13 protein-coding genes are annotated in these 21,074 nt (G+C 61.8%); 6 read left to right on the forward strand and 7 right to left on the reverse strand.

The annotated features are described in order from the left end of the window. The first annotated feature begins 8 nt into the window (after window positions 1-8). The 4 genes from BWP39_RS03705 (at window position 9) to BWP39_RS03715 (ending at window position 4,804) form a co-directional block, all read left to right on the forward strand. On the forward strand, window positions 9-863 hold the full coding sequence (locus BWP39_RS03705) for an alpha/beta fold hydrolase (protein WP_096716998.1): 855 nt from the start codon (window positions 9-11) through the stop codon (window positions 861-863). Between the two features lie 175 nt (window positions 864-1,038). Beyond that, window positions 1,039-1,380 carry a hypothetical protein gene (locus tag BWP39_RS31405; protein WP_133116822.1) on the forward strand — a complete coding sequence of 114 codons (342 nt, stop codon included), beginning with the start codon at window positions 1,039-1,041 and terminating at the stop codon, window positions 1,378-1,380. A 79-nt stretch (window positions 1,381-1,459) separates the two neighbouring features. Next, complete coding sequence (locus BWP39_RS03710; RefSeq protein ID WP_096716999.1) at window positions 1,460-3,574, forward strand: phosphocholine-specific phospholipase C; 2,115 nt, start codon at window positions 1,460-1,462, stop codon at window positions 3,572-3,574. Window positions 3,575-3,736: 162 nt separating this feature from the next. Beyond that, window positions 3,737-4,804, forward strand: a complete 1,068-nt coding sequence (locus tag BWP39_RS03715; protein WP_096717000.1) for an SGNH/GDSL hydrolase family protein — start codon at window positions 3,737-3,739, stop codon at window positions 4,802-4,804. Window positions 4,805-4,855: 51 nt separating this feature from the next. Here BWP39_RS03715 and BWP39_RS03720 read toward each other — a convergent pair whose 3' ends face one another. From BWP39_RS03720 to BWP39_RS03745, 6 genes are all read right to left on the reverse strand, one after another. Beyond that, the gene (locus BWP39_RS03720; RefSeq protein WP_207556581.1) at window positions 4,856-6,052 is read right to left on the reverse strand and encodes a DUF418 domain-containing protein; all 1,197 of its coding nucleotides are present in this window, start codon (window positions 6,050-6,052) and stop codon (window positions 4,856-4,858) included. A 207-nt stretch (window positions 6,053-6,259) separates the two neighbouring features. Then, complete coding sequence (locus BWP39_RS03725; RefSeq protein ID WP_096717002.1) at window positions 6,260-7,849, reverse strand: thioredoxin family protein; 1,590 nt, start codon at window positions 7,847-7,849, stop codon at window positions 6,260-6,262. Window positions 7,850-7,870: 21 nt separating this feature from the next. Then, on the reverse strand, window positions 7,871-10,702 hold the full coding sequence (locus BWP39_RS03730) for a TonB-dependent receptor plug domain-containing protein (RefSeq protein WP_096717003.1): 2,832 nt from the start codon (window positions 10,700-10,702) through the stop codon (window positions 7,871-7,873). Between the two features lie 518 nt (window positions 10,703-11,220). Then, window positions 11,221-11,601 carry a DUF4180 domain-containing protein gene (locus tag BWP39_RS03735; protein ID WP_096717004.1) on the reverse strand — a complete coding sequence of 127 codons (381 nt, stop codon included), beginning with the start codon at window positions 11,599-11,601 and terminating at the stop codon, window positions 11,221-11,223. 68 nt (window positions 11,602-11,669) lie between these two features. Beyond that, complete coding sequence (locus tag BWP39_RS03740; RefSeq protein WP_096717005.1) at window positions 11,670-12,584, reverse strand: LysR family transcriptional regulator; 915 nt, start codon at window positions 12,582-12,584, stop codon at window positions 11,670-11,672. 62 nt (window positions 12,585-12,646) lie between these two features. Continuing rightward, window positions 12,647-13,078 (reverse strand): winged helix-turn-helix transcriptional regulator, encoded by a 432-nt coding sequence (locus BWP39_RS03745; protein WP_096717006.1) that lies wholly within the window; start codon window positions 13,076-13,078, stop codon window positions 12,647-12,649. An 89-nt stretch (window positions 13,079-13,167) separates the two neighbouring features. Between BWP39_RS03745 and BWP39_RS03750 the strand changes: the two genes are divergently transcribed. Together BWP39_RS03750 and BWP39_RS03755 are read left to right on the forward strand one after the other, a co-directional pair. Further along, on the forward strand, window positions 13,168-14,022 hold the full coding sequence (locus BWP39_RS03750) for an SDR family NAD(P)-dependent oxidoreductase (protein ID WP_096717007.1): 855 nt from the start codon (window positions 13,168-13,170) through the stop codon (window positions 14,020-14,022). 245 nt (window positions 14,023-14,267) lie between these two features. Then, on the forward strand, window positions 14,268-15,041 hold the full coding sequence (locus BWP39_RS03755; RefSeq protein WP_096717008.1) for an SDR family oxidoreductase: 774 nt from the start codon (window positions 14,268-14,270) through the stop codon (window positions 15,039-15,041). Between the two features lie 70 nt (window positions 15,042-15,111). Here the strand turns inward: BWP39_RS03755 and uvrA are convergent, their stop codons facing one another. Then, on the reverse strand, window positions 15,112-20,991 hold the full coding sequence (gene uvrA / locus BWP39_RS03760; protein WP_096717009.1) for an excinuclease ABC subunit UvrA: 5,880 nt from the start codon (window positions 20,989-20,991) through the stop codon (window positions 15,112-15,114). Between the last annotated feature and the right edge of the window lie 83 nt (window positions 20,992-21,074).

The following is a 21,074-nucleotide window of genomic DNA, read 5'->3' on the forward strand; positions in this document are numbered from 1 at the left end:
GGAACGTCATGCCGCTTCCGTCGAACGCGACGACCACCGCCGCAGCCAGCGAATTCGCTACGTTACCCGCCACCGCGACACGCGATGCACTGCGCATCGAATATCGCTGGCTTGAAGCGGGCACACATGACACACACGACGCGCCGCTCGCGGTGTTCCTGCACGAAGGCGCCGGCTCGGTCGCCACATGGCGCGACTGGCCACGAACACTTTGTGCACGGCTCGGCATGCGCGGACTCATCTACTCGCGCCCCGGTTATGGGCAGTCGACACCACGCCCGCACACCGAACACTGGCCCGTCGATTTCATGCACCGCCAGGCGCACGACGTGCTGCCTGCCCTGCTCGACGCGCTCGGTGTCGACGCAAAAACACGTGCGCGGATGTGGGTGATCGGCCATAGCGACGGCGGTTCGATCGCGCTGCTGTACGCGGCGGCCTTCCCCGCCGCGCTGGCCGGCGCCGTCGCGATCGCGCCGCACGTGTTCGTCGAGGACCTGTCGATCGACAGCATCCGCGAAGCAAAACGCCTCTACGAATCAACCGATCTGCGCGAGCGGCTCGCGCGCTATCATGCCGACGTCGATTCCGCGTTCTACGGCTGGAACGACATCTGGCTCGACCCGGCATTCCGCTCCTGGAACATCGTCGAGCAGTTGTCGACCATCCGCTGCCCGCTGCTCGCAGTGCAAGGCCATGACGATCACTACGGCACGATGACGCAGATCGAAACGATCGCCGCGCAGGTACCGCAAGCGCAACTGGCGAAGCTGAACGGCTGCGGACATTCACCGCATCGCGATGCGCCCGACGCACTGAACGACGCGATCGTGTCGTTCGTCGGCGCAACACGTGATAGCTGAATCATTAAATATGCGGTAACGTTCCCGAAAGCTTGAACGCAGCACCATCCGGAGCAGCAAGGTCATCGCGCCGGATTCACAATTCCTAAACACGCTACTGGTTATGCTTGTTGACTGCAGGGCCAACGTGCGTCGACACGTCGCCCGGCAATCTGCTTGAGTGCCGGAGAGCGTCATGTCCCCCGAATTCCCCCCAGAATTCCGCAGTTTCGCTGTACACCGTAGCAAACGTTTAACCCGCCCGCTCCAACGCCCCACTGTGGTGCTGGCGTTCTGTTGCTGCGCGCTCGTCGCGGGCTGCAGCGACGACGACGGCGCCCGTGCGTCCGGCGCCGCTGCTTCGTCATCCCAATCAGCGCAATCCTCGCAGGGCAGCACGCCCGCCGCGCAATCCGCCTCCGCTTTCAACGCCTCGCCCGCCACGATCGTCACCCCACCCGCCCCGGCTTCGTCGCAAGCCGATGGCGCAGCCGCATCTGAAAGTCTCGCCCCACCCGTGATTCACACCGTCGATTGAAGTTGCTGCACCCGGATCGGTGCCGTGCCGAGTTGTTTGCACCGTCGCTCTACCCACTTACTGAAGACCCAGGCTCAACATGACCTCAAAAAATCGCCGTGATTTTCTACGCGCAGCCGCCCAGGCTGCCGGTTCCGCGACTGCGCTGTCGATGCTGCCGCTCGGCATCCGCAATGCGCTCGCGATTCCAGCCAACAACACGACCGGTAGCATCCGCGACGTCGAGCACATCGTCATCCTGATGCAGGAGAACCGTTCGTTCGATCATTACTTCGGCACGCTGAGGGGCGTGCGCGGCTTTGGGGATACCCGTGCCATTAGCCTGCCGACCGGCAAGCCCGTGTGGAATCAACCGCTCACCGCCGGCGGCGCAGCCGGCGAAGTGCTGCCGTTCCATCCCACTGCACCGAACCTCGGCCTGCAGTTCCTGCAGGACCTGCCGCACGACTGGAGCAGCACGCACGCTGCGTGGAATGGCGGCCGCTACGACCAGTGGGTGCCGTCGAAAGGCACCACGACGATGGCCTACCTGACGCGCGACGACATGCCGTTCCACTACTCGCTCGCCGACGCGTTCACGATCTGCGACTCGTATCATTGCTCGCTGCTCGGACCGACCGATCCGAATCGCTACTACATGTGGACCGGCTGGGTCGGCAACGACGGCAGCGGCGGCGGCCCGGTGATCGACAACTCGGAACTTGGCTACGGCTGGACGACGTTTCCGGAAGTCCTGCAAAACGCCGGCATCACGTGGAAGATTTACCAGGACCAGGGCACCGGGCTCAACGCGCAGGGCTCGTGGGGGTGGACCAACGATCCCTACATCGGCAACTACGGCGACAACTCGCTGCTGTACTTCAACCAGTACCGCAACGCGCAACCTGGCAACCCGCTGTACGACAGGGCACGCATCGGCACCAATGTTTCCGCGGGTGGCACCTTCTTCGACATCCTGCGTCAGGACGTACAGAACAACACGTTGCCGCAGGTCTCGTGGATCACCGCACCGGAGGCGTATAGCGAGCACCCGAACTGGCCGGTCAACTACGGCGCGTGGTACATCGACCAGGTGTTGCAGGTGCTGACGTCGAACCCGGAGGTGTGGAGCAAGACGGTCCTGCTGATCAACTACGACGAGAACGACGGCTTCTTCGATCACGTGCCGCCGCCGTTCGCACCGAACAGCACCAACGGACTGTCGACCGTCGATACCTCGAACGAATACTTCGCCGGCAACAGCAACTACGCAGCAGGCCCGTACGGGATGGGACCGCGCGTACCGTTGATCGCGGTGTCGCCGTGGTCGAAAGGCGGCTGGGTGTGCTCGGAACTGTTCGACCATACGTCGGTGATCCGCTTTATCGAAGCGCGCTTCGGCAAGCAGTACAACATCCCCGAGCCGAACATCACGCCGTGGCGCCGTGCAGTGAGCGGCGACCTCACATCGGCGTTCAACTTCATCAACCCGAACGATGCGTTCCCGCCGCTGCCGAGCACGACCGGTTACGTGCCGCCGGACCAGTTGCGCCATCCCGACTATGTGCCGGTGCCGCCTGCCCAGCAGGCTGTACCGAAACAGGAAGCGGGTGTGCGTCCGCTGCGCGCGCTGCCTTACGAAACATTTGTGCGCATCGCTCACGACGCGGGCAGCAGCCGTCTCACGATGCGCTTCATCAACACGGGCCGTGCCGCCGTATCGTTGCTCGTGTATTCGGCGGGCAGCATCTACGGGCCGCGCACCTACACGGTCGAATCCGGCAAGCGTCTCGTCGACTACCTGCTGCCGTTCAAGCATGAAGGTGCGTTCGACTACACGGTGTACGGACCGAACAGCTTCCTGCGCCGCTTTGCGGGCACGTTGGCAGGGCTCGACGGCAGCAACGGCGCAACGGCCATTCCGGAAGTGCTGGAAGGCTACGATGTCATCAACGGCAATCTGGATCTGCGGCTGCGCAATACCGGTACCACGGCGTGCACGTTCACGATCGCCAATGCCTACGATCCGGGCAACGTCATCATCAAACGCGTCCGTGGCGGCGATAACGGCAACGTGTATCTCGATCTGCGGAAAGTGTACGGCTGGTACGACCTGACCGTCACCGTCGATACGGATCAAAGCTTCGTCCGTCGTCTGGGTGGGCACGTCGAAACGGGCCGCAGCAGCAAGAGCGATCCGGCGCTGGGAAGTTAAGCGGGAAACGGCTTCGTCGTTTGGGATTCACCCACGACGAAGCCGGCTTTTCACACGTTCGAGCAAGTTGACGATCGTTCGGTGGATAGGTACAACGTGGAACCTTGGCAAGGCAAAGCAGCAGGCGCCGCTTTGCCTTCACTCCTGTCTGCCGAGGTGCTTATGGATTCAAGGTCCTGGTTGCGTCTTGTCCTGAGTTGCGCTGTTTGCCTGACCGTGTCCGCCTGCGGTGGCGGTATTGCATCCGACAACCCGAACCGGATCGAGCAGGTCGTGTCGTTCGGCGACAGTTTGTCCGACGTCGGTACGTATGCCTACGCTAGCGGATTCGGCGGCGGTCGCTACACCACCAATCCGGGTTTGATCGCGGTACAACGCATTGCCGCGCACTATAACGTCACGTTGACACCGGCATTGACAGGCGGCTTCGGCCAACCGAGTGTCAATCAACCCAACGGCTTCGGCTATGCGCAAGGCGGCGCACGTGTGGCGAATCCGCCCAATCCCGGCGATGCCACCGGCGACACCGGCGAGTTGCAAACACCGGTCACCTCACAGGTCGCCGCTTACCTCGCTCAGCACCAACGCTTCAACACCCATCAACTGGTGCTGATCCAGGCCGGCGGTAACGATGTTCAGGACGTGTATGGCGCGTGGGTGAATGCGATCCAGTCAGGAACCGATCCGGCCACGGCATTGACAGCGGTCTTGCCTACCGCAACACAGGTCGGGAACCAGCTGGCTGGCATCGTGCAGACGCTGCTCGCAAACGGCGCGAAGCACGTTGCGGTGCAGAACGTGCCTGATCTCAGCAAGACACCAGCCGGTGCGGCGGCAGAGCAGCAACTACCCGGTTCGATGCAGGCGTTGCAGCAGATCACGCAAGCGTTGAACACGGGGCTGGCGGCTGCATTGCCTGCTTCAACAGCCGTGCTGCAGATCGACGCTTATACGTTCTTCAATCAGACCGCCGCTAATTTCCAGAGCCTTGGGTTCCAGTACGACGGCAGCAACGCTACGCAGGTGGCGTGCGGGCCAATTCCCTTGCCGATTCCCTATGCGGCGGATTCCGACAGCGCGCTTTTTTGTAGTCCGTCCACCTATGTGGCGCCCAACGCGGATCAGATTTATATGTTCGCCGATGCGTACCATCCCAGTACGCATCTACAGCAGTTGATTGCTGCCTATGAGATGGGGCTGACGGATGCGTGGCTGGGGTCGCAGAATTGATGAGCCGCGACTGATGGCGTACTCCGGAAGACGACGCGACGGCTTCCGGTGTCACGTTTGCTTAAGCAGAGGGAGCCGGCGGCCGTAGGTCAGGCAGCGCCATACCCATTCAAACGGCCCCATCTCGAAGCGCGACAGCCAGAGCGGCGACCAGATTAACTGTAGTGCCCACACGGCAATGACGATGCCCCAGAGGCCGGGTCTGTCGATCTCGCCCATCAGCGCCCCGCGACCGCCGTAAAAGATCGACGTCATGATCAGCGATTGGGTCAGGTAGTTGGTGAAAGCCATCCGCCCCGCGGCCGCTAGTGGTGACAGCGCGAATGCCGCGCCCGCCCTCAAGATCAGGATCAGGGTACTGGCGTAAGCCAGAGAGATAACCGGTGTGAGCAACAACGCGACGACGTCTCCGCCCAGAACCGGTACGCCTGCGATGTCCTTCTGCCAGGTGAGCCACCCTACAACGGCTAACGCGATCGCACCGGTGGCGATCACGGTTGTATAGCGTCGTGTGCTCGATCTTGCCGCGAGGAAGCCGGACTTGAACAACGCCAGACCGATCATCATCAGAGCGAGCGTCGCGGGCACGAGCGACGGATTGCCCGACAGAAGGCGCAGGTATTCGCGCGCATTTTCACGGTAGGCGCCGGCCCAGGAACTCGTGGCTTCGGTCTGCTCGACGACGGCCCGCGCCTTGCGTCTGGCGATCGATGCACGACCCGGAACCATCTTCGCCACCGCCTGAGCCCTCGCCTCGGGAGAAGCGAACGGCAATGCGCCAGGCGGCAACTCTTTGCACTGCATGAAGGCGTACAGGACGATACCTACGATCATCAATGTCCTCGGTTGCCACGACCGGCAGAAGAACATGATGGCGCCTGTCATCGCGTAAAGCGACAGGATGTCACCCCACCAGATGCCAAAACCATGCAGCAACCCGAACACGAACAGCACGGTTAGCCTGCGCCGTAGCAATCTACCTTTCTGCCTGTCCGATCGTTCGCCGCCGACAAGGAACAGCGACACGCCAAATAGCATCGAAAACAGCGTGACGAATTTATCGTGGAAGAACGCATCCATGATCCAGAACAGGATTGCCGTCCAGCCTTGATTGGGAAACAGCCAGGTGGGTGGATTGAGTGCGGACAACATGGTCGACGCAAACCCATCGGCATTGACCGCGAGAATCCCCAGGATGGACAGCCCTCGAATCACGTCGAGTGCTTGAATGCGCGCTTTCGCTTTCACGGGCGCGATTATCCTGTCCAGTTCGAGAGCCGATGACGACATTGTCTTCCCCAGTCAGGCCGCGATATTAGCCGCGCACACACCAGGCGAACTCACGTTTGCCTGACTGCGCAAGACACGCTATACCGCGTTGCCGCAAGGTCCGCGCTACCGCCGCAACGCGGACCGCTCTCACTCGCTTGTCTCTTTCCTGGCCCTGCCTCAATCTCAAGCCTTAACCGGCCGGATCAGACTCTCACACGTCGCTAGCGCTGCATCGCCGGCGGGCAGCTTGCTGCACACGCCTTCGAACTGTTTGACGATCACCTTCACCGTCGAATCGTGTGCCCCGCCCTTGTTCCACTGTTCGAGTTGCGTGACGACCTTGCTCAGTGCGCGCCGGTTGGTGCCATAGAACGCGCCGGGCGTCTGGCCCGCCTGAACGAGCAGATCGGAGGCAACGCGCTGGATGCGCGCAGCGTCGTCAGGTGCGAGTGTGACGGCTCCAGCGAAATAGCTTGCGCCCCAGCGCAGACGGGTTGCCGGTCCGCTCGATGCATCGTAGGCACGCTGGTACCAGTCGAGCGCAGCGGCCTTGTCGCCGCGCGCCTTCGCATTCGCTGCGAGTTCCGACATGAAATAGTACGGCGCGGGCGAACGTCCCATCGACGACTTCAGCAACGTATCCGATTCGTCGATCAACCCCGCATCGGTCAGCGTCTCGGCGCCTTCGCTGATCACCGACTGCCGTTCCCATGCGCTAGTCGTTGCCTTGTCCGCGGCAGCAACCTGTTCGCGCACCACATCGAGTAGCGGTTTAGCGAGCGGCGCCGGTTTCGGCATGTCGAGTCGCGCGAGGTTCACGCGGCCATCGAGCGCCGACAACCGGTCAGTCGTCGACAACGAAGTATCGGCGGCGAGACGCATGAGTACCGCGTCCCATTGCTTCGCCAGATCGCGTTGCGCGGGCGTGCCCTTGCCGACGAGATAGGTCGTGTCGTCCGCGGGGCTCTCGATCAGAGCATCGAAGTCGTCGCGGCTAAGTTTCGGGTCTTGCAACACCTGATGCAACGCTGCCAGCGCAGTGGTCTTGTCTAGCGTGCCGCTTTGCTTCGGATCGCCCGATGCCGCAATGTTCACCGCCGTCAATTCGAGCCGCTGCGACTCGGCCGGTGCGTGATCGGCCTTTGCATGCCGGGCCAGCGTTTGCAACGTCGTGCCGATGCGGTCCGCCGGCACCGGCAAGTCGCCATCCGTGTCCCACGAATAGTTGGCCAGCATGCGCCAGTCATCGCGGGTCAGTTTCGCACCGTCTTTCAATGCGATGGCAAAGGTCTGCTTGACCGGATGCGCTGCATTCAAGCCCGCCGATAACGCCTGCATATAGCGATCGGGATCGGCTTCACCAGGCAGCCGGGTAATCTCCGTTCCATCGGGCTTGAACAGGATCATCGTCGGATAGCCGCGCACTTTATATCGCTCGCCGACCTTCTGCGCATTCGCACTATCGCCGTCGAGATAGACCGGAACGAAAAACGACGAGCGGTCCTTGAATGCCTGCTGACTGAAAATGGTGGCCTTGACCTGGTTGCACGGCGGACACCAGACAGCGCCCCAATAGAGCAGCAGCGGTTTGCCGGACGTTTTAGCCAGCGCAAAGGCCGCATCCACATCGCCTTGTTGCCACGCGATGCCAGGCGGTAAATGCACCGGCGTAGCGTTAGCAGTGGTCGCGGTGGACGGTGCGGTAGCGGCAAAGCCCGCACTCGATGCAATCAGCATGATCGATGCCGCCAGATGATGAAGTCGAATGTTCATGTTCTGGTTCTCCAGTAGTGCTCAGTTGAAGCGGTGATCGAATTCCAGCCAGAAAGTCCGCCCGTAAGGCATGTAGTAGCCAACGGTATAGTACGGCCATCCGCCGGAATCGTCGTGCTTGATGGTGTTCATGAGGTTGTTGACGACGAGCGTCACCGACGTGTCCTTGCTGAATTCATGCGCGATGCTCAGGTTGGCGAGTGCCGTCGGTGTCAGATAGCCCGTCTGCTCCGCATTCGGTACCTTGCCGTAACGCTCGACCTGCAAGGTCGAAATCCATTTCGCAAACGACCACGTCACGCTGACCGTCAGCTTGTCCGGCCACTCCGGGGTGTTAGTGGGATCCTGCAGCGAATGCAGCAAGTCCTGCACCGGGCCGTTCGCGTACTGCTGGAACTTGTGCGACAGCACCTTCGTGAAACTGGCGGTCCAGAGAAAATTGCCATGCCCGCGTGTCCTGAAGCGCCACTTGCCGGTCAGATCGAAACCACTGGTGCGCTCCATGGCCGCATTGATCGGATTCACGAGTATCTCGTTGATCGCGCCCGGATTCAGCACCGCCGTCAGCGGATTGCGCACCACGCGCGCCAGCGCGTCCTGACAATCCGGCGAGTTGATGTTGAGTTGTCCCTCGCGACATTTGGCCTCGGTACGCAACAGGTTGTCCGAGTTGATCACCGTCACGAGATTGTCGATGCGGATGTTGTAGTAGTCGGCCGAAAAATCGACATCCGCGGTCGGCGAAAACACAAATCCATAGCCCCACGAGGTACCGTTTTCCGGCTGGAGGTTGCTGTTGCCCGACTGGACACTGTTGGCGCCCGGCGACATATTCGCAAATTCGCAGTTGTTCAGGGGTTGGCCCGACTGGTTGCAGAGATAGTAGTCGGTGGTACTCGGGTAGTAGCCCTTCTGCTTGCCCTGAAAGAGGTAATTCATATCGGGCGCCCTGAAGCTCGTCCCGTAGTTGCCTCGTGCGAGAAATGTGTTGATGGGTCGATATTCGAGGCCCAGTTGATAGGTCAGTTTTCCGGCGCTGTGGCCGCCATAAAAGTAGTCATCGTAGCGGCCCGCGACGGTCGCATCGAGCTGATAGATGAGCGGAATGTTGAACTCGACGGCGGCCGCATAACGCTGGCGATTGCCGCTAAACGTCCCCGTATCGTTGGGGTTGTAATACGCGCCCTGGTAGATCAGCGGATCGGTCGTATTGCTGAACCCCTGCGTACCGTATTCGAGCACCCCGGCCGCCTTGACCATGCCGGCCGGGAGCTTGAACAGATTGCCGTTGGCACTCAGGCTGAAGGTCTGCGTCCACGAATTGTCCTGGCTTGCGGATTCGCTAAAGAGCGAGCCGAACTGTGACGGCGTGAGCGGTGTCGCAAAGCGGCTGGCATTGGGTGCGTAGATCGGCACACCGCCCGCGGTGGTTCCTAACTGCGGACCCAGATAGTACGTATCGATGGATGATTTCAGAATCGGTATCGTCTCGCGGCTCTGATAACCAGACGCACTGTAGGCCGCTTCGTAGTTCCAGCTGCTGTCGCCGATCGCGCCGCGCACACCGAGTGCAAGATTGCCCGACGCGTCGTTCCAGTGCTTGTCCCACACCGACGCACCACCGATCTCCTCCGGCGCAAAGCGTTTGCTCCACACTTCGTCGGCGCCGGTTGTCTGGTTGAAGAAGTAACCGGTGCTCGCAGCGGCCGACGTCCAGCGCGGTCCCCGCGTATTGTTGCTGGTCTGATCCCACGCGCCGGAAGCCGTACCGAACAGCGTCGTCTTGTCGTTCAGACGGTACTCGAACCCGCCATAGATGTTCTCGCTGGTGTTGCCCGTCTGGGTTGTCCAGAAGTCCGGCTGCGCCTTGCCGCTGCCGCAATACGCACCGCTCTTTCCATTGACGGTCGACACGCTGCCGCCGAACGCATGGATACCGCTGAGCGCGCCACAAGAAGCAGGCCCGCCGAGGTACTGCCCGGTATCGAGATTCTGGCGCGACCAGATCGACATCGGTGTTTCTCCCTCAAGCGTCGCTGACGACATGAAGTCGCGCTGCGCCGACCAGATCGGATTGGTCCTGCTCACCTCGATGCCGAAGACCGTGCTTAGCGCACCGAAGTCCTTGCCACCGGATATCTGCACCCGTCCGTTGGTACCGCCTCCATCCTGTGTCGTGCCGCCTTTCACGTTCACTTCCACGCCATCGATATGCTTCTTCATGATGATGTTCACGACGCCCGCGATCGCATCGGAACCGTAGACTGCCGACGCCGCGCCATTCAGGATTTCGATGCGGTCGATCATCTCCGACGGGATATTCGCCATGTTCACGAAGTTGACGCTGCCATCGTAGGCGACCGGATAGTCGGCTACCCGGCGCCCGTCGACCAGGACCAGCGTGTGGTTCGCACCTAATCCGCGCAGGTTGATTGCATTCGCTGCAGGCGTGTTGGTATTTCCATAGTCGGCGCCCTGAGTAAATCCCGTATTCTGGGTTTGCTGGGCCAGCGCATCGTAGACATTCCGGTAGCCTTTGGTCTCAAGGTCCTTGCTGGTGATAACCGTGACGCTCGTCGGTCCTTCCTTTTGCGAACGGGGAATCCGCGATCCCGTGACGACGACCGGTTTGAGACTCACTGCATCGCCCTTGACTGCGTCTTGCGGTGCACTGGCGGCTACGGGAGCGCTTGCGGTAGTCGCTGCACTTGCCGCGCTCGCGGCACTTGCAGCAACTGCCGGCGTGGCTTCCTGCGCGTTGGCGGAACAGGCGATCACGCCAGACAGACTCGCCAGGCCGGCGCAGATGATCTGGATTCCGACGGAATTCCGAATGCCTTTGGAAGTACCCATTATTGTTTATATAAGAGATCTCGCCGATGCTTAGGCACGACGTGACCCATCCGGCCTCTACTGCGAGAAGCCAGCGATGGAAATGTACGAGGGAGGGATTACGAGCGATCTGGAAGCAGGTTTCTCCGTGCGACGAAGCTCTGGTCGCAACAACCTGACTACGAAATCAGATCGTCATTTCTTGTCGATTGTCCGCTGCATCGTGGTATCTCTTTTTTATAAGGAAACCAGAATGTAATGGGCTGAAATAAAACCTGTCCACCGATATTTACTTCTATCGAAGTGCGAATTTGTGTGTTGACTTGGGTTGCGGCGATGGCGATATGTTGCCGTCGTATCGTGTACCGATCCCGGCAGGCGCCTTGCCAAAGGCCGCGCCGCTTTAGCAGGACAAGATTCGCTAGCGCATTCGCATTGAAGCGATAGCGGATGCGCTAATTCTCATTGAGAAAAATTGAAGATTAAGCGACGTGTGTCGAACGGTGCGCTTTACTGTATTCCGTAGTGCGAATACTCGATCAACGCGAAGCCGGTGCTCCGGCGAGTCGAAGAGCAAGCGCATCGAGGTCCGGCACGAACCACACCGCCGCGCCGCGATTCGACTCACGCACGAAGTCGTTCAACGCGGTACTACGCGCCAGATGCCGCGACAGATCCCCGACAATCGCCACCTGCACCCGGTAATTCACGAACTTCTGCAACACGGTTCCTGCAAGCCGTGTATGCAGCGCGAAGAAATCGTCGCTCAACCGTTCAACAGGTATCGCGATCCAGCTCGCATCGTGTGCCCATATCTGCTCGAGCAAAGCATTGGCATCCGGTTCGCTAGTGATCGATGCAGCATCGGCGGAAAAGACAAGTACCTGCACACCGTTAAGTGTTTTGATGACATCGGGCATAGGCTATAAGCTCCTCTGAAATAACGCCTGCGGTACATCGAACGGCAAACAGGACAATCGTTACGCGCCTAACGCGAACGCTCAAGATACGGCTGCATCAATTCCTCAAACCAGTCGATAAACACATTGAGCCTTCGCGATCGCTGCCGCCGATGCGGATACAGCGCGGACACATCCATCGACGCCGCGCGCCACTCCGGCATCACTTCCACGAGCCGCCCCTGATCGATCAGATACTGCACGTCGAAGCGCGGAATCTGGATCAGGCCGACACCCGCGAGGCAACACGCAATATAGTTCTCTGCGTTGTTAACGATCACGCGACTCGGCACCGCCACATGCGACACGTGTCCTTCGCCTTCAGCCAGATACTCCCATGGCAGTTCGCGCCCGGTCGTCGGCGATGCATAGCCAACCATCCAGTGTCCGCTCTCCAGTTGCCGCGGATCGACCGGCACCCCATGTTCGTTCAGGTAACCGGGGCTCGCGCAATTGATCAGCGCGATACGGCCAAGCGGCCTGACGACGAGACTGCTATCCGTCAGCTCACCCACGCGTATCACGCAGTCGACGCCCTCCTGGATCAGGTCGATCGAACGATCGGTGGAACGCAGCGCCAGTTGCAGCTTCGGATGACGCCGCAGCAATGCGGGCAACATCGGTGCGATCAGCCGACGCGCGATCCGGCTCGGCACATCGACGGTCAGGCGACCGGTCACATCGAGCCGCGCATGAAACAGTCCATCGAGTTCGTCCGCATGCGCAAGCAGTTCACGCGCGCGTTCGATCAACAGTAGGCCATCGGCGGTTGGCTGCACCGTGCGCGTCGTCCGGTGCAATAAACGCGTGCCCATCGCAGCTTCCAGTTGCTGGATCGCCGCGGACACCGTCGCGCGCGGTAGTTCGAGCCGGTTCGCGGCCTTGATAAAACTGCCCATCTCGGCGATCTGCACGAACACCTTCAGTTGATCGAGTCGGTCCATATCCTTTTCGGCCGGGTCAATTCTGGGTGGACATCAATAAGGCAGGAGACGTGTGGAGCGGTTCAAGGAACCGCTTCAAACCCTCTACTCGCCTGTCTCTCCTCCCTGTCGAACCGACGCTGTGCGGCGTCGATCTCGTCTATGTGCTCGCACGCCCAACTGCCCAGCACCAGAACAGGATGGCTCAGCGACTGCCCAAGCGCCGTCAGTGCATATTCGACCTGTGGCGGTCGGGTGGGCAATATCGACCGCGAGACGATGCCATCGCGCTCCAGCGCTCGCAACGTGCGAGCCAGCATCTGCTGGGAGACGCCTTCAAGGCAGCGCTTGATCACGTTGAAACGGTTCGGCCCACGATGGAGCAACACGATGATCAGCACGCTCCACTTGTCGCCGACACGCGCGAGGACCCTGCCCACTCGACGGGAGTCCCGAAGGACAGCACGGTCATCCAGGTGTGACCATGACGCCGAAATGTGCGTTTCTGTTTCCATGACGTAACTCCTACACTGCGATTCAGCCGCCTGGTCCAGGCGACACAAGATTGATATGACATCACAGATCGGGAACGGACAGGTTATCCATGAAGAAAACCATTGCAGTCGTCACGGGCGCAAGCCGCGGAGCAGGAAAGGGGATCGCGCTTGCGCTGGGGCAGGCCGGCATGACCGTCTATGTGACGGGTCGCAGCGTGACCGAAGATGATTCGCCATTCGGCGGAACCGTGGCCACAACCGCGAAACTTATCGATGAAGCAGGCGGTGAAGGAATCCCCGTTGTCGTCGATCATGCGGACGATCAGGCTGTCGCAGCGTTTTTCGAGCGCATTCGAAACGAGCACGGGCGGCTCGATATTCTCGTCAACAACGCGGCGCACGTCGGTGAGTTGCCGTCGCCTGGTGGCTTCTGGCAGAAATCGCTGAATGCGGCAGACCTGATCACGGTGGGTCTGCGGTCACACTTCGTCGCGAGTTACTACGCGGCACCTTTGCTGATCCGCAACGGCGAGGGATTGATCGTGAACACCGGCCATTACGGGTCCGTTTGCTATCACCACGGTCCGGCGTATGGCGCGCAAAAAGCCGGAGCCGACAAGATGGCCGCCGACATGGCAAGGGAACTGCGCGAACACAATGTCGCGGCGATCTCGATCTGGATGGGCGGCCTCGATACGGAGCGTGCCCGAGCGTACCTGGCGTCGTTCGCGCCGGAGTCGATGCCGGCCACGCGTCGCGAGTCGCCGCAATTCACCGGCAGAGTCATCGCAGCCCTCTATCGATCCGGACACAGGATGGCACTGTCGGGCCGTGCATTGATCGGCGCGGAACTGGGTGCGCTTCTGGATGTGACGGACATCGATGGGTCACGTCCCCTTTCGCAGCGATACGTCAAAGGAGGACCGCCGGAACTCCACCCGTCGCTTCTGCCAGATTCATGAAGCGGTGAATGACATCGTCATGATCAAGTACAGAGGCCCGGCGTTTCCTTCCGAACTGGAGATCCGGTCGATCGTGTTGAAGTAAGCCCCGGACGATTGCTAATTCCCGTCGAAAACTGACTCACCGCGTGGACTGAATCTCGATGATTGTTCAGGAATCAGGATAATTAATCCAGTATTCACTAGATTATCTTTAACAATGTTTTGTCTAGACTGGAACGTCCCATCGTAACGAGGAGGTTTTCATGGCAGATCATTCGCTCAACGGCAAGGTCGCACTCATCGCGGGCGGCGCCAAGAATCTGGGCGGCCTGATCGCCCGCGATCTCGCGGCGCACGGCGTAAAAGCGGTGGCGGTTCACTACAACAGCGCAGCGACGGCGGACGCGGCGGAACAAACCGTCGCGGCCATCAAGCAAACCGGTGCCGACGCGCGTGCATTTCAGGCCGATCTAACGACGGCGACCGCAGTCGAGAAACTGTTCACCGATGCGAAGAGCGCGTTCGGCCGGATCGATATCGCGATCAACACCGTCGGCAAGGTCCTGAAAAAGCCGTTCGTCGAGATCACCGAAGCGGAGTACGACGACATGTTCGCGGTCAACTCGAAGAGCGCGTTCTTTTTCATCAAGGAGGCGGGCAAGCATCTCGAGGACAACGGCAAACTCGTGACGCTCGTCACGTCGTTGCTCGGCGCGTTCACGCCTTTCTACGCGAGCTATGCGGGCAGCAAGGCGCCGGTTGAGCATTTCACGCGCGCGGCGTCGAAGGAATTCGGTGCACGCGGTATTTCGGTGACCGCTGTCGGACCCGGTCCGATGGATACGCCGTTCTTCTACCCCGCCGAAGGCGCAGATGCTGTTGCGTATCACAAGACCGCTGCATCGCTGTCGGGGTTCAGCAAGACGGGGCTAACCGACATTCAGGATGTCGTGCCGCTGATCCGCCATCTCGTGACGGACGGCTGGTGGATCACTGGTCAGACGTTGTTGATCAATGGTGGCTACACGACCAAATGAGCGCAGGCCACTCGCGCTGGCGTTCGCCGTGCCACTACTCCGCAGGCACGGCGAACGCATCTTCTAACCCTCACCCCACACTAACCTGCGCTTCCACCGCAGGCTGATCGCCACTGCGCGCCAGTACCGGCGCCAACGCCTCGCCCGTGTGACTGCGCGCCACACGCACCAGTTGCTCCGGCGCGGCCGCTGCGACGATCGTGCCGCCGCTCGCACCGCCTTCGGGGCCGAGATCGATGATCCAGTCTGCTTCGGCGATCACGTCGAGATCGTGCTCGATCACCACGACGCTGTGCCCCGCATCGGCGAGCCGGTGCAGCACGCGGATCAGCTTCGCGACATCGGCCATGTGCAGCCCGACCGTCGGTTCGTCGAGCACGTACAGCGTGTGCGGCGCCTTCTGTCCGCGTCGCGTGATGTCGTCGCGGACCTTGCTCAGCTCGGTGACCAGCTTGATACGCTGCGCCTCGCCGCCTGATAGCGTCGGCGAAGGCTGGCCCAGCGTCAGATAACCAAGCCCGACGTCCTTCATCAATTGCAACGGATGCGCGATGTTCGACATCGGTGCGAAGAACTCGACGGCTTCGTCGATTTCCATCGTCAGCACGTCGCCGATGTTCTTGCCGCGCCAGCTCACGGCGAGCGTTTCCGGATTGAAGCGCTGCCCGTGACAGACATCGCACGGCACTTTCACGTCAGGCAGGAAGCTCATGCCGATCGTACGGACGCCCTGGCCTTCGCACGCGGGACAGCGGCCGTCGCCGGTGTTGAACGAGAAGCGCGACGCGGTATAACCTCGCGCCCGCGCTTCGAGCGTATCGGCAAACAGTTTGCGGATCGTGTCCCACACGCCGATATACGTCGCCGGGCACGAACGCGGCGTCTTGCCGATCGGCGTCTGATCGACTTCGAGCACCCGGTCGATCGCTTCCCAGCCGGTGATCGATTCGCAGCCCTGCCATACGTGGTTCACCGTGTACGCAGGACGCGGTGCACTGCGCGCGAGCACGCTCGAACGACGGTTCGCCGCGGGCGCGCTCTGAACCGCGTTACGCGCACGCCGCGTGGCCGGCGACGACAACACCGAGCGGCCGACCGCATCGAGCAGGTTGGTCATCAGCACGTCGCGCGCGAGCGTCGATTTGCCTGAACCGCTCACGCCCGTTACGGCGACGAGCCGCGCGAGCGGAATGCCGACCGTGACATTGCGCAGGTTGTGCAGCTTCGCGCCGTGTACGGTCAGCCACTGCTCCGGCACCGCGGGCTTGTTCTTGCGCGCCAGCTCGACGGTACGCCGCGGCTGCAACGGATGCGCAATCGGCCGGGCGAGAAACTGTCCGGTCAGCGACGTGGGCTGTTTGGCCAGGTCGGCCACACTGCCCTGCGCGACCAGCGTGCCGCCGCGCTTGCCCGCGCCCGGACCGATGTCGATGATGTGATCGGCGCGGCGGATCGTGTCTTCGTCGTGTTCGACGACGACGAGCGTGTTGCCCTTGTCACCGAGCTTGCGCAGCGCGTTCAGCAGAATCTGGTTGTCGCGCGGATGCAGACCGATAGTTGGTTCATCGAGCACATAGCAGACGCCCTGCAGATTGCTGCCGAGCTGCGCGGCGAGCCGGATGCGCTGCGCTTCGCCACCTGACAGACTCGGCGCGGCACGATCGAGGCTCAGATAGCCGAGCCCGACCTCTTCGAGAAACTGCAACCGGCTACCGATCTCACTGACGACATCGCGTGCAATACCCGCGTCGCGCCCCGTCAGCTTGAGACCGTCGATCCAGCGACGCGTATCGCTAACCGTCCAGCGCGCGACATCGACGATCGCCTTCGAGCTGAACGTGACCGCGCCAGCAACCGGGTTCAACCGCGTGCCATGGCAGTCCGGACACGGCTCGTCGACTACACCTTCGGGTTCCTGTTCCTCCGACGGCAGGCTCTGCTCGCGACCGCGACCGTCTTCGATCAGTACGGTGTCGTCGTAAGCGGCGCGTTGCTCGCGCGTGAGTTTGAGGCCCGTGCCGACGCAGGTCGTACACCAGCCGTGCTTGCTGTTGTACGAAAACATCCGTGGATCGAGTTCCGGATAACTGGTACCGCACACCGGGCAGGCGCGTTTGGTGGACAGCACCTTCACGTCGCCGACACGCGCAGTCACACGCCCTTTGCTTAACGCATCCTGCAAACCATCGAGTGGCGCCAGCAGATGCATCACGCCCTTGCCGATTTCCAGTGTTTCGTCGAGCCGACGACGCAATTCCGCTTCATCGTCCGCCGATACGACGAGATCGGCGACCGGCAGTTCGATTGTGTGTTCGCGGAAACGATCGAGCTTCGGCCACGGATCCACCGGCACGAATTCGCCATCGACGCGCAGATGCGTATTGCCGCGCGCCTTCGCCCACTTCGCGAGATCGGTGTACACGCCCTTACGATTGACGACGAGCGGCGCAAGCAGGCCCACATGCTGGCCGCGATGATCGCGCAACAGTTGCGCCGCGATCGACTCGACGCTTTGCGCCGTCACCGGCGTGCCGTCGTGGATGCAGTGCTGGATGCCGAGCTTTACGTACAGCAGCCGCAGGAAGTGCCAGACCTCGGAGGTGGTCGCGACGGTACTCTTGCGACCACCGCGCGAGAGCCGCTGTTCGATCGCAACCGTTGGTGGAATGCCGTACACCGCATCGACTTCGGGTCGCCCGGCCGGTTGCACGATTGAGCGTGCATAGGCGTTCAGTGACTCAAGGTAACGGCGCTGCCCTTCGTGAAACAGGATGTCGAACGCAAGCGTCGACTTGCCCGAACCGGACACACCAGTGATCACGTTAAACTTGCCGTGTGGAATATCGACGTCGAGCGACTTCAGATTGTGCTCGCGCGCATTGACGATACGCACGACGTCATCGCCTTCGATCGCCCGGCGCGCGCGTGCCGCGGCGAGCGAGGTTTGCAACGGCACGCCATCGGTAGCCTCGACTGCAGCGCCCACCGCGCGGTCGTACTGGATCAGCGCCGCGCCGGTATGCGACGCCGCGCATTGCTTGACGTCGTCGGGTGTGCCTGCGCACAGCACGAGGCCACCGCCGTCACCGCCTTCGGGCCCGAGATCGATCAGCCAGTCGGCGGCGCGAATCACGTCGAGATTGTGCTCGATCACGATCAGCGAATGACCGCCCGCAAGCAGCTTGCCGAACGCGCGCATCAGCTTTGCGATGTCGTCGAAGTGCAGCCCGGTAGTCGGTTCGTCGAACATGACGAGCCGCCCCGCCACCGCCGGTTTTACGGCACGCGTAGTACGCGGCTGCGCCGTCTCGGCGAGAAAACCCGCCAGCTTCAGACGCTGCGCTTCACCGCCCGACAAGGTCGGCACCGGCTGCCCGAGCTTCACATATTCGAGCCCCACGTCGACGATCGGCTGCAACACGCGCAGCACTTCCACATCGTTGGCAAAAAATGCGATCGCTTCGCTGACCGTCAGCTCCAGCACATCCGCGACGCTAAGCGAGCGCGCCGGCGCACCGCGCTCGATCTTCACCTCGAGCACTTCGGCGCGATAACGCCGTCCGTCGCAATCGGGGCAACGCAGGTACACGTCGCTCAGGAACTGCATCTCGATGTGTTCAAAGCCCGAGCCGCCGCATGTCGGGCAACGGCCATCGCCGGAATTGAAACTGAACATGCCCGCGCCGTAGCCGCGCTGCTGCGCGAGCGGCGCCTTCGTGAAGAGCTTGCGGATTTCGTCGAATGCGCCGACGTAGCTGGCCGGATTCGAACGCGCAGTCTTGCCGATCGGCGACTGGTCGACGAACACAACATCGCTCAGGTATTCGGCGCCCGACAGGTTGCGGTACGCGCCCGGCGATTCCGTCGGATTGCCGAAGTGGCGCGCAAGCGCCGGATGCAGCACGTCCTGTAGCAGCGTCGATTTGCCCGAACCCGATACGCCGGTCACGCAGACGAGTCGTTGCAGCGGAATCTCGACCGTTACGTCGCGCAGATTATGTTCGCTCGCGCCTTCGAGCACGATGCGCGGTGTGTCCGCCGTGACTTCGCGCCGCGACCAGTGCGCGGCATCGGCGACATGACGGCGGCCACTTAGATAGTCACCGGTCAATGTGGTGACGCTGCGGATACCGGTCGGTGTGCCGTCGTAGATGATCGTGCCGCCGCGCTCGCCAGGGCCCGGCCCCATGTCGATCAGACGATCGGCAGCCAGCATCACCGATGGATCGTGCTCGACCACGACCAGCGTATTGCCCGCGTCGCGCAGCCGGTGCATCGCTTCGACGATGCGGTTCAGGTCGCGTGGATGCAGACCGATGCTCGGCTCGTCGAGGACGAACAGCGTTTTGGTCAGCGACGTACCGAGCGCCGTGGTCAGGTTGATCCGCTGCACTTCACCACCCGACAGCGTGCGGCTTTGCCGGTCGAGCGTCAGATAACCGAGCCCGACGTCGCACAGGTACTTGAGCCGTGTGCGCACCTCGGCGAGCAGCAGCTTCAGCGCATCGTCGAGTAACGCGCTGGGCAGTGCGATGTCGTCGAAGAACCGGCGAATCCGCTCAATGGGCAGCAGCATCACGTCGTGCACCGTCAGACCGGGCAGCGCTTCGAGTTGTTTGCGCGACCACTCGACGCCGCGCGGCAAAAACCGGTGCGTAGGTTCGAGCACCGCATCCGCGTTCGGCTTCGTACCGAGCCGCCACAGCAGCGACTCAGTCTTGAGTCGCGCACCGCCGCAGGTTTCGCACGGCGTATAGCTGCGGTACTTCGACAGCAGCACGCGAATGTGCATCTTGTACGCCTTCGATTCCAGATACTCGAAGAAGCGTTTCACCCCGTACCAATGGCTTTGCCACTTGCCGTTCCAGTCCGGCGAACCATTGATCACCCAATGACGCTCCGCATCGCTCAACTCCGCCCATGGCGTGTCGCGGCGGATATCAGCTTTCGCCGCGTAGCGCATCAGATCGTCCTGGCATTCCTTCCAGGCCGGTGTCTGCATCGGCTTGACCGCACCGCCGCGCAGCGTCTTGCGCGCGTCCGGAATGACGAGACCGAGATCGACGCCGATCACGCGACCGAAGCCGCGGCAGGTTTCGCACGCACCGTACGCCGAATTGAACGAGAACAGCGCCGGCTGCGGGTCCGCGTAACGCAGGTCGCTATCGGGGTTGTGCAGGCCGGTCGAGAAGCGCCAGATTTGCGGCTCGGCGTCTGCAGTGGCGTTTGTCGCGGAGTCGGCCGGTAGCACGTAGACGCTCACGCGTCCCGCGCCGCGCTTCAGCGATGCTTCGATCGCCTCGACCGCGCGCACCTTGTCCGTGTTGCTAAGCCGGAAGCGGTCGGCGACCACGTCGAGCACCTTGCGCGTTCCGGTGGGCGAAGCAACCTCGCGCTGCGCCTGCACGCGCGTGTAGCCGCTCGCCGACAGCCACTGCTCGATCTCCGCATCGGACGCCGTTTCGGGCAACTCGACCGGAAACGTGACTACGAGCCGCGAATCGTCCGCCGCCGTGCGTGCCACCAGCTCGGCATAGATCGTTTCGGGCGTGTCGTGCCGTACGGCCTGCGCGTTGTTCCGGTCGAACAGCTCGGCCGCGCGGGCGTACAACAGCTTCAGATGATCGTTCAGCTCGGTCATCGTGCCGACCGTGGAGCGCGAACTGCGCACCGGGTTGGTCTGGTCGATGGCAATGGCGGGCGGTACACCGTCGACCCGATCCACCTGCGGCCGGTCCATCCGGTCGAGAAACTGCCGCGCGTAGGCGCTGAACGTCTCGACATAGCGCCGCTGCCCCTCGGCATACAGCGTGTCGAACACGAGGCTCGACTTGCCGGACCCGGACGGTCCGGTCACCACCGTCATTTCGCCGGTGTGCAGATCGAGATCGAGGTTCTTGAGATTGTGCTGGCGTGCTCCGCGGATGCGGATGGTTCCGTGAGAGGACAATTTGGCTGACCGTCTGAAGGGGTGGGTCCGGCTTCGTGGCCCGGCGCCGGCCCAGACGCATACGACGTATGGCGCGGCGTCAA

The sequence above is a fragment of the Paraburkholderia acidicola genome (assembly GCF_002362315.1).
Lineage (GTDB): Bacteria > Pseudomonadota > Gammaproteobacteria > Burkholderiales > Burkholderiaceae > Paraburkholderia > Paraburkholderia acidicola.